The organism is Streptomyces sp. NPDC039462 (assembly GCF_055639375.1).
Genome location: NZ_JBVKAO010000007.1, coordinates 316,722 through 329,540 on the forward strand (window position 1 = coordinate 316,722; position 12,819 = coordinate 329,540).

12 protein-coding genes are annotated in these 12,819 nt (G+C 70.8%); 6 read left to right on the plus strand and 6 right to left on the minus strand.

Going from position 1 to position 12,819, the window contains the following annotated elements; all coding sequences use genetic code 11:
• Nucleotides 1-35: 35 nt before the first annotated feature.
• On the plus strand, nt 36-1,592 hold the full coding sequence (locus tag ACZ7LU_RS32285) for a phosphatidylinositol-specific phospholipase C domain-containing protein (protein ID WP_470976023.1): 1,557 nt from the start codon (nt 36-38) through the stop codon (nt 1,590-1,592).
• A 118-nt stretch (nt 1,593-1,710) separates the two neighbouring features.
• Here the strand turns inward: ACZ7LU_RS32285 and ACZ7LU_RS32290 are convergent, their stop codons facing one another.
• Complete coding sequence (locus ACZ7LU_RS32290; protein ID WP_468716033.1) at nt 1,711-2,166, minus strand: MarR family winged helix-turn-helix transcriptional regulator; 456 nt, start codon at nt 2,164-2,166, stop codon at nt 1,711-1,713.
• Nucleotides 2,167-2,299: 133 nt separating this feature from the next.
• Between ACZ7LU_RS32290 and ACZ7LU_RS32295 the strand changes: the two genes are divergently transcribed.
• Together ACZ7LU_RS32295 and ACZ7LU_RS32300 are read left to right on the plus strand one after the other, a co-directional pair.
• Nucleotides 2,300-3,331: an NADP-dependent oxidoreductase gene (locus ACZ7LU_RS32295; RefSeq protein ID WP_398297389.1), complete on the plus strand. Its 1,032-nt coding sequence runs from the start codon at nt 2,300-2,302 to the stop codon at nt 3,329-3,331.
• Between the two features lie 81 nt (nt 3,332-3,412).
• Nucleotides 3,413-3,841, plus strand: coding sequence for an organic hydroperoxide resistance protein (locus ACZ7LU_RS32300; protein WP_398297387.1), 429 nt, complete (start codon nt 3,413-3,415; stop codon nt 3,839-3,841).
• Nucleotides 3,842-3,930: 89 nt separating this feature from the next.
• Here ACZ7LU_RS32300 and ACZ7LU_RS32305 read toward each other — a convergent pair whose 3' ends face one another.
• Together ACZ7LU_RS32305 and ACZ7LU_RS32310 are read right to left on the minus strand one after the other, a co-directional pair.
• On the minus strand, nt 3,931-5,091 hold the full coding sequence (locus ACZ7LU_RS32305) for a serine hydrolase domain-containing protein (protein WP_471918742.1): 1,161 nt from the start codon (nt 5,089-5,091) through the stop codon (nt 3,931-3,933).
• Nucleotides 5,092-5,166: 75 nt separating this feature from the next.
• Nucleotides 5,167-7,761, minus strand: coding sequence for a M14 family zinc carboxypeptidase (locus tag ACZ7LU_RS32310; protein WP_471918743.1), 2,595 nt, complete (start codon nt 7,759-7,761; stop codon nt 5,167-5,169).
• A 150-nt stretch (nt 7,762-7,911) separates the two neighbouring features.
• On the opposite strand from ACZ7LU_RS32310, the gene ACZ7LU_RS32315 reads away from it, so the two are divergent.
• Nucleotides 7,912-8,742, plus strand: a complete 831-nt coding sequence (locus tag ACZ7LU_RS32315; RefSeq protein ID WP_471918744.1) for an EI24 domain-containing protein — start codon at nt 7,912-7,914, stop codon at nt 8,740-8,742.
• On the opposite strand, the gene ACZ7LU_RS32320 is transcribed toward ACZ7LU_RS32315, so the two are convergent.
• Complete coding sequence (locus ACZ7LU_RS32320) at nt 8,691-10,004, minus strand: pyroglutamyl-peptidase I (RefSeq protein ID WP_471918745.1); 1,314 nt, start codon at nt 10,002-10,004, stop codon at nt 8,691-8,693. The genes ACZ7LU_RS32315 and ACZ7LU_RS32320 overlap by 52 nt on opposite strands.
• A 59-nt stretch (nt 10,005-10,063) precedes the next feature.
• Nucleotides 10,064-10,315: a hypothetical protein gene (locus ACZ7LU_RS32325; protein WP_468083238.1), complete on the minus strand. Its 252-nt coding sequence runs from the start codon at nt 10,313-10,315 to the stop codon at nt 10,064-10,066.
• Between the two features lie 121 nt (nt 10,316-10,436).
• On the opposite strand from ACZ7LU_RS32325, the gene ACZ7LU_RS32330 reads away from it, so the two are divergent.
• Nucleotides 10,437-11,033 (plus strand): TetR/AcrR family transcriptional regulator, encoded by a 597-nt coding sequence (locus ACZ7LU_RS32330; RefSeq protein ID WP_468303829.1) that lies wholly within the window; start codon nt 10,437-10,439, stop codon nt 11,031-11,033.
• A 147-nt stretch (nt 11,034-11,180) separates the two neighbouring features.
• Here ACZ7LU_RS32330 and ACZ7LU_RS32335 read toward each other — a convergent pair whose 3' ends face one another.
• Nucleotides 11,181-11,945, minus strand: a complete 765-nt coding sequence (locus ACZ7LU_RS32335; RefSeq protein WP_471145442.1) for a hypothetical protein — start codon at nt 11,943-11,945, stop codon at nt 11,181-11,183.
• 230 nt (nt 11,946-12,175) lie between these two features.
• Here ACZ7LU_RS32335 and ACZ7LU_RS32340 point away from each other — a divergent pair, with 230 nt between their 5' ends.
• Nucleotides 12,176-12,805: a LysE family transporter gene (locus tag ACZ7LU_RS32340; protein ID WP_471918746.1), complete on the plus strand. Its 630-nt coding sequence runs from the start codon at nt 12,176-12,178 to the stop codon at nt 12,803-12,805.
• The last annotated feature ends 14 nt before the right edge of the window (nt 12,806-12,819 follow it).

Below are 12,819 nucleotides of genomic sequence, written 5' to 3' on the forward strand. Positions count from 1 at the left end.
GGACCGCGTAACGCCCCGCTCTGGACAGGAGTCCCATGCCCGGCCCCACCCCCCGCGCCCGCGCCGGATCGCGCAGAAGGTCCCGCCCGCTGGCACGTCTGATGACGGTCTGTGCCGCGCTCGGTGCGGCACTGCTGACCCCGACCGCCGCGGAGGCGGCCGGGTCGACCAATGACGACGCCTACCGTCACATCGGCGCACCGGACCGGAACGAGTGGATGTGGGGCGTCGCGAGCAACACCAGGCTGTCGGACATGTCCATCCCGGGGACGCACGACACACTGTCCATCCACGGCGGCAACCACGTGGAGACGCAGGAGAACTACGGCGACAGCGGGCAGACGCTGAGGGCGCAGCTCGATCGCGGGATCCGTGCCATCGACATCCGGGTCCGCTCCATCGGGGGCAGGTTCGCGATCCACCACGGCTCGTTCTACCAGAAGGCCAACTTCGACGACGTCCTCAAGAAGACGCGGGACTTCCTCAAGGCCAACCCGCACGAGACCATCGTCATGCGGCTGAGGGCCGAGTGCCTTTACAAGGACGAAAAGGGCAGCCCCTTCGACTGCAGGAACGAGCCGGAGGGCGTGACCCAGGAACAGATCCGGTCGACCTTCGACACCTATGTGAAGGAGTACCCCGGCCTCTTCTACGCCGATTCGGTGAAGGGGGACGGCAAGGCGGACATTCCCAAGCTGGGGGACGTCCGCGGCAAGCTGGTCCTGGCCGCCTTCGACAATGCGGACGCCGGCAAATACGGCATCAAGGATTTCGACTCCAACAAGGAAGACACCTGGAACGCGGCGGACCTCGGCGTGAAGTGGGAGCACGTCAAGAAGAACGTCGACAAGGCGATGGACAGCCCTTCGCCCCGTGACCTGTTCCTGACCTATACGTCCGCGTCCAACGCCCCCCTGGGCTTCGACCCGTACGAGTACGCCGGCGGCCGTGTGTACTCGAACAAGCCCCAGATGGGGGGCGTCAACCTCTGGCTGATGGAGCACCTCAACGACCGCAAGGCCGGCCGGGTCGGCTTCGTCATGATGGACTACCCCGGCTGGGGTCTGGTGAACGCGATCATCGACCACAACGCGGACAAGTTCGTCTCGGGCGGCAACCGGATGTTCTGGGTGGTCAACAAGGACAAGACCTACGTCAACAGCCTGTACGGCCGCTGCATGGTGCGGGGCCCCGAGTTCGACGACTCCAAGTCCGGCGGTCTGGTCACCCAGCGCGAGTGCCAGTCGGACGCGCCCGGCAGCCACCAGTGGGAAGCCTCGCAGCCGAAGTCGTTCGACCACAAGAACCACTTCTGGATCAAGGCGAACAACGGCAAGTGCCTGACGGTCCCCTACAACAACGGCACCCCGCCGGGCTCCGGCACCCAGCTGTTCTGGTGGGACTGTGAGACCCGCTGGTTCTCCGGCAGCCAGATGTGGAACGTCGTCCCGACCAAGATCGCCACCCCGACCGGCTCCATGGACGGCTACAAGTTCATCAACAACTGGACAGGCATGTGCCTGTCGATGGACCCGGCCACCGCCGACAAGTCGGGCGGCAAGGTGACCCAGGAGACCTGCCCGAAGAAGTAACCCCCGGCACGCTCCCCACGCTCCCCACGCTTCCGGCGTCCAGGCCGTCCCTCCTTTCCGGAGGGGCGGCCTGTTCGCGCTGCCCCGCACCCGACACGCCAATCCGCCCCCGAAACACTCACGCCTCCCCTTCACCCACCATCCTCCGCAACAGCCCCCGCAGAGCCACCCGCTCCTCGCGGGACAACTCCGCCAGCGGCTCGCGCGCGAAGCGCAGAGAGCCACGCAGGCGACGGGCGACCTCGAGCCCCTCCGGTGTCGGCGCCGCCAGCTTCACGCGGCGGTCCCCCGCATCGGCCCGCCGCTCCACGAGGCCGCGCGCCTCCAGCCGGTCCACGATCCCCGTGATGTTCGACGGCTCGCACTTCAGCTTCTGCGCGATGCGGCGCATGGGCATAGGTTCGAGGGAGAGCAGCCCCAGGACACGCGCCTGCGCGCCGGTCAGCGCGTGCTCGGCGGCCGCCTCCTCGTACTCCTCGTGGTAGCGGGCCACAACCGTGCCGATGAGCTCGACGACTTCGAGTGTCAGCGGGTCGGCACGGGGGACGCGAGGGTCGGGAGTGCTGGTGGCCATGGTCCCCAGGCTACCCACTTACTTGACATCATGAAATATTCAGGAGCATGGTTGTTTAACAACCTCAAGCATCTCAAGTGCTTCTCCCCCCATTCCGTCACCCGTTTTGCCACGCAGTAGGAGGACGCCCCCCATGTCCGTCACCCCCGAGCAGCTCCCCTCCGTCAGCCGCGAATGGCACCTCGTGCGGCGCCCGTCCGGCTGGCCGGTCCCGGAGGACTTCGCGCTGCGCGAGGTTCCCGTCGAGGCCCCGGCCGAGGGCCGCGTCCTGGTCCGCAACCTCCACTTCTCGGTGGACCCGTACATGCGGGGCCGGATGAACGACGTGAAGTCGTACGTCCCGCCGTTCCAGCTGGACCGCCCCATGGAGGGCGGCGCGGTCGGCGAGGTCGTCGCGTCGAACGCCGACGGCTTCGCGGTGGGCGACCACGTCCTGCACTTCGCCGGCTGGCGCGAGTACGCCTCCGTGCCCGCCCAGCACGCCACCAAGGTCGACCCCGAGGCCGCCCCGCTCTCCGCCTACCTCGGCGTGCTCGGCATGACGGGCCTGACCGCGTACGCCGGACTCCTCGAAGTGGCCTCCTTCAAGGAGGGCGACGCCGTCTTCGTCTCCGGCGCGGCCGGTGCCGTCGGCGGCCAGGTCGGCCAGATCGCCAAGCTCAAGGGCGCCTCGCGCGTCATCGGCTCGGCCGGCTCCGACGACAAGGTGAAGCTCCTCGTCGAGGAGTACGGCTTCGACGCCGCCTTCAACTACAAGGACGACAAGCCCGTCGCCGAGCAGCTCAAGGAGGCCGCCCCCGACGGCATCGACGTCTACTTCGACAACGTCGGCGGCGAGCACCTGGAGGCCGCCATCAGCCGCCTCAACGTGCACGGCCGGGTCACGATCTGCGGCATGATCGCGGGCTACAACGACACCGAGCCGACCCCGGCCCCGCGCAACCTCGCCCTGGTCATCGGCAAGCGCCTGCGCCTGACGGGCATGCTCGTCCAGGACCACAGCGCGCTGCAGCCCGAGTTCGTCCGCGAGGTCGGCGCCTGGATCCGCTCCGGCGAGCTCAAGTACCGCGAGACGGTCGTCGAGGGCGTGGAGAACGGCGTGGACGCCTTCCTCGGCATGCTCCGCGGCGAGAACACCGGAAAGATGATCGTCTCCCTCGCGTGATTTCCGTCATCCGATAACCTGATTCCAGAAACCGTGGTTGTGGGCGCGCGCCACGTCTCGTCTCAGGAGGAATGAGCAGGTATGTCCATCCAGAAGATCGACGTCAAGTACACCGCCGTAGCCACTGCGGAGAACGGCCGCGACGGCCGCGTCGCCAGCGACGACGGCAAGCTCGACGTCGTCGTGAACCCGCCGAAGGAGATGGGCGGCAGCGGCGCGGGCACCAACCCCGAGCAGCTCTTCGCCGCCGGCTACAGCGCCTGCTTCCAGGGCGCCCTCGGCGTGGTCGCCCGCAAGGAGAACGCCGACATCTCCGGCTCGACCGTGACCGCCAAGGTCGGCATCGGCCAGAACGAGTCCGGCGGCTTCGGCCTGGAGGTCGCGATCACCGCCTCCATCCCGAACGTGGACGCGGCCACCGCGCAGTCCCTCGTCGAGAAGGCGCACCAGGTGTGCCCCTACTCGAACGCCACGCGCGGCAACATCAAGGTCGAGCTCTCGGTCGCCTGACCGGGACCTCTCCGCTCGTCCGTACGACGGAGGGCCGCACCCCGAACCAGGGGTGCGGCCCTCCGTCGTACTCATGGTCCATCCGTCGCTCAGCCCAAGGCCAGCGCCGCCTCGTGCACGGCCCGCGCGAGACGCTCGTTCTCCGGCGCCGGGCCGCCCGGGAACGCGTACCGCCGCCGCGTGTATCCGTACGTGAGGCCGCTGCGCGGATCGGCGAACGCCTGCGAGCCGCCCGCGCCGCTGTGCCCGATGGAACCGGCGCCCAGGAACGGATACCAGACCTCCGACGTGGCCTGGAAGCCGACCGCGAAGACCTTGTGGGTCCGCGCCACCAGGTCGTACCCCACCGACTGGACCTGCCCGAACTCGGCGACGGTGTCCGCCGTCAGGAGCGGTTCGCCCCCGTCGAGACCGGTGACCGCCGCCGCGTACATGCCCGCGAGGCCGCGCGCGGAGGCCACACCGCCGACCGACGCGGGCCCCTTGGCGCGCACCGCACGGGAGTTGGGCAGCGCCTCGATGTCGGTGGGCTCCGCCGCGTTGCGGTTGAAGGCGATGGAGGCCAGGTTCTGCGGGCCGGTCGGCAGCGACGCGAGGAGCGCCCGCTGCTCGGGCGTCGGGTCCATCGGCAGGACGGAGTGGAACCGCTTCTCGTGCTCCTCGGGCAGCCCCATGAAGAAGTCCAGGCCGTGCGGGGCGCGCACCCGCTCCTCGTACAGCTCCCGCAGGGTCCGGCCGGTGGCGCGGAACACCACCTCGCCGGAGAGCGCCCCGATGGACAGGGCGTGGTAGCCGAAGGCGGTGCCGGGCCGCCAGTACGGGCGCTGCGCGGCCAGGCGCCGGGCGATCGCCCGGTCGTCGGCGAGCTCCTCGGGGGAGAAACCGGTGTCGGCGCCCACGACGCCCACCCGGTGCGCGAGCAGCTCGCGCAGCGTCGCGGCCCCCTTGCCCCCGGCGGCGAACTCCGGCCAGTAGTGCGCCACTTCGCGGTCCAGATCGAGCGTGCCGTCCTGGACGAGCAGGGCGACGACGAGATGCGCCGCGCCCTTCGTGGAGGAGTACACCCCGTACAGCGTGTCACCGTCGGTGTCCGGGCCCACCCACAGGTCGACGACCTTGCGCCCCTTGACGTACGCCGCCAACTGCCCGGCGTAGTGGGGGTCCTCGGCGGCGAGGACGGCGGTGAACTCGTCGCGCACGGACTCGAATCCGTCGGCGACAGTGCCCTGCACTCTGATCTCACGCGTCATACGGAAAGCCTCCGGGGTGCGGCGGAATGATCGGTATCTGTGCAACCGCCGCGCCCCGGAGCATATTTCCCGGTCTCAGCCGACGCTCAGCAGCGCCCGCCCGACCTGCGGGAACACTCCCTTCGGATGGTCGCGGAAGAGCGGCTCGGTGCCGAAGAGCACCACTTCCGCGGCCCCGGCCGACCCGCTGACGACACAGGCGCGGCCCGCGGCGTCCGCGGGTCCGCCGGTGCCGTCCTCCAGCGCGCGCCAGTGCCCGGAGACGAGCGGGTTCCCGGTGCCGTACCTCTGCTCCGCGCGCACACCCGGGCCGAGGTCGGTGAACCACGACGGCGAGTAGACGAAGCTGTGGTCCGGTGCCCCGCCGGTGACCGTGCCGCCCGCGTTGGCCACCCTGACCACGCCGTTGGCGTCGCCGTTGCCCTCGACGGCCCGCACGGGGAGCAGCCCGGCGTCGGCGTTGAGCGCGGCGCCGGTCGCACCCCGCCCGACCAGACCGCCGCCTCCGGCGAGGAACCGGTCGAGCCCGGCGCGGGCCGCCGGATTCAGCTTGCCGCGGTCGAGCCCGGCCGACACGAAGAGGACGTCCGCCTTCTTCCAGTCGAAGCCGGAGTTGAGCACGGCGGTCGACACGGGCACGACGTCGAAGTTCATCTCCCGCAGCGCGAACAGCTCGCCCGGCGTGACGGCCGCCGCGACCCGCGTGCGGTGCAGCGCGGGGCCGCCCTTGGCCTTCGTGGCGTCGAAGGCGACGTCGTACTTCTTCGCCGCTGAGGTCGCGGCACGCCGCGCGGACGACGGCACGACGGCACTGCCGTCACGGTCACGGCGTACGGAAACGCCTTCGGCGAGAAGGGAGTTGACGGCCGCGATCTCCCGGGGGTCGTCGAGGCGCAGCCGCAGGTCGCCGCGGGGCGCCACATAGGCGACGCCGGACGCGGCACGCACCTTGCGCGTGTGCACACCGTCCAGGTCACCGCTCTTGACGGCGTCCACGCTCGCGCCCCACAGCCGGCCGAGGCTCCACCCCGAGATGTCGTACATGGTCGACACCTTGTCGCTGATGTCCCGCCCGTCGGCCAGCAGCACATTGGCCAGGCCCCGCTTCGGCTGGTGCATGTCGACGACGTACGACCCCTTCGGATACGTCCGCCCGCCGAGCCGGAAGCCGTGGCTCGCGCGCTCCACCCGCACGTCGTTGGCGACCAGATGGTCCACGAGCCGCGCCGCCGCCGTCGCCGACCGCTGACCGTGCCCGCCGCCCTTGGCGCCGCCCGCCGGAATCACGTACGCGCGCGGGAACTCGGTCGTGTAGACGTCCTCCGGCCCGATCCCTGGCACGCCCGGCACGGTCTCCTCCGACACCGGCACCTGCTCCGCGCCCGTCGCGCCCCGCCGGAAGACCTCGATCTGGTCGGCGATCACGGAGGTGCGGTGGCGGTCGGTCCAGTCGAGCGTGGCACGCATCGCGGCGCCCGCGATGTCCACGTTGATGGCGGCCCTGCGGCGCAGCTCCGCGACCGGCTGCGTGTCGTACGAATTGTTGTTCACCTGCATCGGGAACTCGATGGTGTGCGTCGCGACCGCGCCGTGGAACGGCATGTACTGCGGGGTGAAGATCGGCGGCCAGTCGTCCCAGCCCTCCTCCTGGTCCCGGAAGGGAATGACGGCGGGCTTCACGCCGTCCTTCTCCTCTGTGTAGCCGAGCCCGTTGACGGCGGCCTCCATGCCGAGGGCGTTGGCGTAGGAATTCTTGAGGAAGAGGTCGTACTCGTAGTTCTCGCCGTGCGGGGGAGTGGTCGGCTCGATCAGCGTGCCGTTCACGTATCCGTGCAGGTCGAGCATGACGGCGGGCTGCTTGGCGATGGCGATCCGCCGGACCGCTCGGGTCTCGGGCTGCGAGGCGGTGACGAAGTCGCGGTTGAGGTCGAAGCCGTTGGCGTTGGCGCGGGTGCCCGCGATGCGGCCGTCGGGATTGGTGGTGATGTTGAAGTAGAGGCGGTTGTGCGCGAGCAGCGACCGGCTCTTCCTGTCCTTCGCCTTCGCCAGCTTCTCGATGAGCTTCAGGGCGGCGTCGGTGCCCTCCCACTCGTTGCCGTGGATGTTGTTGTTGATGAAGACGGGCGTCTTGTACGAGGACTTGATCGCCTTGTCCCTGGCGGCCGCCGCGGGGGAGTCCTCGATGCGCTCGCGCATCCGCTCCTGCCGTGCCGTCTCCCGCGCGGACTCGGGAGCGGTGACCGTCACGAGGTAGAGCTGGTGCCCGCCCGCGGAACGGCCCGCGATCTCCACGCTGACGCGGTCGCCGATGCGCTGCAGGGCGTTCAGCTTCGGGGCGATGCCGTGGTACGGCGTGAGCCCCAGCTTTATCGACTTGTCGGCAGGGTTCTCCGGGGGTGCGGTGAGCTTCCGCTCGCGCGGATAGCCGCGGCCCTTGTCGCCCCTGAGGCCCGTGTCCCCTGCGCTCCCCTTGTCGCCGAGGGCCCGTTGGGCGGCCGCTTCCGGCGCCGTGGCGGCCCGGTCGGCGCCGAGCGGCGAGCCCTCGCGGACGGCGGGGCGCGGCGTCGGATCGGCGGTCGCGCTGCCCGGGGCGAGCGCGGTGAGGACCAGCGCGCCCGCGGTGACGGCGGTGGTGAGCAGAACGGGTCTGGATGGCCGGGATATACCCATATGTACCTCCGGGAGATCGGTAAGCGAGGTCTTACCGGTTCGCCACCCGTTCAACAAGAGGGCCGTGTTCCGCAGTTGTGCACCACCTGTGACAGTCCTGCCGACCGCTGCGGATCAAACCCCCGCCCACCTGCGGCTAAGGTGTGCCGCATGCGCGATCTGGGTGTGGGCTTCGGCTACTTGATGAAGGGGCAGCGCTGGGTCGCCCAGCACGGCAAGCAGTACGGATGGGGGCTGCTGCCCGGCCTCATCACGCTCGTCCTCTACGCGGGCGCGCTCGTGTCGCTCGCCCTGTGGGGCGGCGATCTCGTCGGCTGGGCCACGCCGTTCGCCGACGACTGGTCGTCCCCCTGGCCCGGCCTGTTCCGCGGCTTCCTGACGGCCCTGCTCTTCGCCCTCGCGCTGCTGCTGTCCGTCCTCACCTTCACCGCGGTGACGCTGCTCATCGGTGACCCCTTCTACGAGAAGCTGTCCGAGCAGGTCGACATCTCCGAGTGCGGCCACGCCCCCGAGTCGGGGCTGCCGCTCTGGCGGGACCTGTGGATCTCGGCGAGGGACAGCCTGCGGATCGTCGTGCGCGCGCTGTGCTGGGGCGTGCTGCTCTTCGCGCTCGGCTTCATCCCGGTCGTCGGCCAGACCGTCGTCCCCGTGATCGGCTTCTGCGTGACCGGCTTCTTCCTGGTCGAGGAGCTCACCGCGGTCGCCATGCAGCGCCGCGGTGTGGAACTCCGCGACCGGCTCGCCCTGTTGCGCTCCCGCAAGATGCTCGCCTGGGGCTTCGGGACGCCGCTCGCCGTCGCCTTCCTGGTGCCGTTCGTCGCGGTGTTCCTGATGCCGGGCGCGGTCGCGGGCGCGACGCTGATGGCACGGGACCTGCTGGGCGAGAACGGGCCGTCGGGAGGCGACGGCGCCGGTGCTGCGGGCGGTGGTCAGGGTGACGGCGTGGCAGACGCGGCGGCGCCCAGGATGCCCCGCACCTGAGCGATGATGTCCAGCCGGTTCCGTACGAACCCGGGATCGGTGACGGCGCCCGTCGCCGGGTCGGTGTTCCCCGCGCCGAACTGCAGGACGGGCGTGTGCACATGGCCGCCGGGCAGCCGGCCGCGCAGCCCGAGGCGGTCCCGCAGCAGCGTCGCCCGGTAGGCGATCTCGTTCGACAGGTAGTCCCCGCCGCCGCCCGCGCGCGCCGCCGACCCCTCGGTGGGCCCGTCGGGCCGGACCACGGGCTCGGTGCCGCCCGCCGGTATCTCGGTCACCGACGTGTTGTCGTACACGGGGAAACGGCCCGTCTTCGCCGCCACGATCTCCTTGTACGGGAGAGTCGTCGACGTCCACTGGGGCTGGGTGGCGGGATCGCGCACCGGCACGGTCCCGGTGCGTGACAGGTTCGCGTTGTCCGCGAAGCCGCCGCGCCAGGCGCCGTTGGTCCGCTCGATGTCGAACCGGCCGACGCGGCCCTGGCTGATGGTGGTGAAGAGGTCGACGCGGGGAAGGTGCGGGCGCAGTGCCCGCTCCACGGCGCCGTCCGCGAAGTCGTCCCAGCGGACCGGGAAGACCATCGCCTCGACGCGCGCGGGCCCGTCGGCGGTCCGGATCGTCGTGCCGTCCAGCGCGAGCGCGGCGGCGCCCGACGGATTGCTGATCCGGACGTCGCGGTCGAGGGTGAAGGGGTCGAAGCCGGTGATGAGGATGCGCTTGGTGGCCCCGCGCCCGGACCCGTCTCCGTCTCCGTGCCCGTCTCCGTGCCTGTGCCCGTCGGGCCGGAAGCCGATGCTGTCCTGACCGCGGGACGACGTCTCCAACGCGCGCATGAGCCGCGCCCGTTGGCGGTCGGTCATCGGGAAGCGGGTGGGCTCCCACTGCCGCAGCTCCCGCGTCATGCCGAGCCGGGCCCAGTACAGCGGCCGGTCGTCATCCTTGCTGAGACCCGCCTGCGGCTTCCCCTGCGCTCGGTCGACGGCCCGCCGCCACAGCGACTTCCCTTCGCGTACGACGAGACGCCGCGCCTGGTCGTAGGAGCGGGCCCGCTCCAGCGCACGCGCCAACTCCGGGGCGGCGCTGTCGAAGCCGCTGCGCCGCAGGATCTCCTGAGGGACGGCACGGTCGAGCCGCGCTTCTTCGACGGTGGGGGCGGTGGGGGCGGTAGGGGTTTCGGGGGTGGTGGCGGAGGCGGGGGCCGGGAATCCGAGTCCCAGTCCGGCCAGCAGAGCGGCGGCGCCGAGGGCGCCGAGTCGTGTGTGCACGCGAGTCCTTCCGTAACCGGTGAGGTGGCGGAAGTATCGCGGGACGCGTGGGGCGAGCGCTACGGCTCCTTCCGCACGAACCGGCTGCGGGCCGCGGCCGCGAGCAGCGCACACCCGACCACTCCGACCACCAGGTCGGTCCAGCCCGGGGCGCCGGCCTTCCGCAGCAGCGCGGAGACGCCGAACGAGGAGTCCCAGCCGGCTTCGGTGATCGCGGAGCCGAAGCCCTGCACGAGCAGGATGAAGCCGAAGAGGGCGAGGAGCCCTGCGGACGACTTGGTCTTGGAATTGCGATCGGTCTGACTGGCCACGTGCGTCGTCTCCTCGTTGCGCCCACTGCGGCGCGCGTTCCGATGCGGTCGCATCACATCATGCAGGGAGAAGGGATATGATGCAACCGCATCGAAAAACCCGGAGGAAGGCGCCCGAACCATGCCCAAGCAGGTCGACTACGAGGACCGCAGGGCCCGCATCGCCGAGGCGGTGTGCCTCCTGATCGCCCGCTCCGGGATGGAGGCCGTCAGCCTGCGCGACGTGGCCACCGAGGCGGGGGTGTCGATGGGGGCGGTGCAGCGGTGCTTCCGTACGAAGGACGAGATGCTGCTCTTCGCCCTGGAGGGCATCTCGCAGCGGATCGGCGACCGGGCGAAGGCGCGCATCGCGGCGTCGGGGACCCCGGAGTCGGCCGTGACCCTGCTGGACCGCACGCTGTCCGCGCTGGCGCTCGTCGAGCCGGAGGACGAGACGGAGGCGCGGGTCTGGGGGGCGTTCGTCGCCCACGCGGCGGTGAGCGGGGAGCTGGCGAAGGTGCTGCGCGAGACGTACGCGAAACTCCACGAACTCCTGGTCTGGCTGATCGGCTACGGCCAGGACACGGGCGAACTGAGCCCCGCCCTGGACCCCTCCGCGGAGGCCCACGCCCTGGTGGCCCTGACGGACGGCCTCACCGCACAGGTCCTGGTGGGCCACCACACGCCGAAGTCGGCGCAGGGGGTGCTGAGGAGGTACGCGGAGGGGCTGAGGGCGTAGGCGGGGCGCGCGACTCCGCGCCTCATGCACCCCTCCCCGCAGCCCGCCCGCCCTTACTCCCGCAGGGCGTCGCGGGCAAACAGGCGGGCGGGTGGGAGACATCCGCCGCGAAGCGGCGGGCCTGCCTACGAGCGGACGGACGGACCCCTACCGCACCACGAGATTGTCCGCGGCCGAAGTCGACGCCCCAGTCGTGGTGTTGCCGTAGTACACCCAGCGCCACGCCCCCGTCTGGGACGCCTTCACGGTCGTCCTGAGGGCCCCCGAGCCGTTGGCGCGCACCTTCTTCACGGTCGTGTAGGAGGCGGCCCCGCTGGGCTTGAACTGCAGGCTCACCAGGCGGCTTCCGTAGGAGACGTACTTCTTCTTCTCCCAGTCGGCCCGCGTGACCTTGCCGGTGACGGTGATGGTTCTGCCCTTGGCCACCGGTTCGGGCGCGGCGTTCACAGTCAGGCGGGAGTTGCGCTTGACGTAGGCGGTCAGGCCCTTGTCGTCCGTGTCGTCGCCGCCGCCCTTGAAGGACACCTCGGCCGCGACCTTCCAGGCTCCGGCCTCGCTGTTGCTCATGTCCCACACGGAGGGGTCGAAGTACATCGTCTCCTTGAAGTCGCAGACGCCCGAGCCCACCTCGTGGCAGTCGCTCGTCTCAATGGCGTGCCACAGCCGGTCACCCGTGTTGCCGCGGTACAGGAACACCGCAGGCCACTTCCACTTGCGGGTGGTCGTCATCCGGAAGGAGGTGGGCACCGCGACCTCCTTCGACACCCCGATCACGATCGGCTTGCCGCCGTTCACCTGGACGCGGGTGAAGGAGGCCCCGCCCTCGGCCGCCCCGGCCGGCACCGCGGCCATGCCCGTGAAGACCGCCGCCGCGCCACCCGCCACGACAGCTCTCCAGACCTTCTTGCCCACCCGATCCCCGATCTCTGTCATTTCTGTCATCTCTGTAGCTCTGTACCGAAAGGCGCCAGAGAGCCCTCCTCCGGCGCCTTTCAGACAGCCGGGATCCATACGGGGTTGTGCACGCGTGGATCACGATCGGGCATCACGACCCGTCTCGGAACGGCCCGCGCCGGGAAATCGGTTGGCGGTGCCGCGCGGCGGCGGGAAGCTCACTCCATGACGCCGACCCCCGCGCACCCATGAGCGCGGTCCTCCTCGCCGGGCTCCTGGCCGGGTACGGAATCGCGATGCCGGTCGGCGGAGTCGGGACCTACCTCGTCGCGCTCACCGCACGGACGACCCTGCGGACCGGCGCCTGCGCCGCCCTGGGGGTCGCGACCGCCGACGGCCTCTACGCACTCGTCGCCGCCGTCGGCGGCACCTCGCTCACCGGTGTCGTGGAACCGGCCCTGGAGCCGCTGCGCTGGGCGTCGGCGCTGGTGCTCGTCGCGATGGCGGCGTGGGGCGCGGTGTCGGCGGTGCGTGAGTACCGCGGGGGCGACAGGGCCACCGCCAGGACCGGCACCCCCCTCGGCCCCGCCCGCGCCTACACCGCCCTCCTCGGCATCACGCTCCTCAACCCCGCCACCGTCGTCTACTTCGCGGCGCTCGTCCTCGGCAGCCCGGCCACGGCGACCCTGACACACGCGGAGCAGGCGGCGTTCGCGCTGGCCGCCTTCGTGGCGTCCGCGAGCTGGCAGTTGCTCCTCGCGGGAGGCGGTGCCCTGCTCGGCCGGACCCTGACGGGCCGCAGGGGGCGTATGGTCACCGCGCTGGCGTCGAGCGCGCTGATCACGGGCCTGGCGACGCACCTGCTCCTGGGTGCCTGACAACCGGCCGAGCC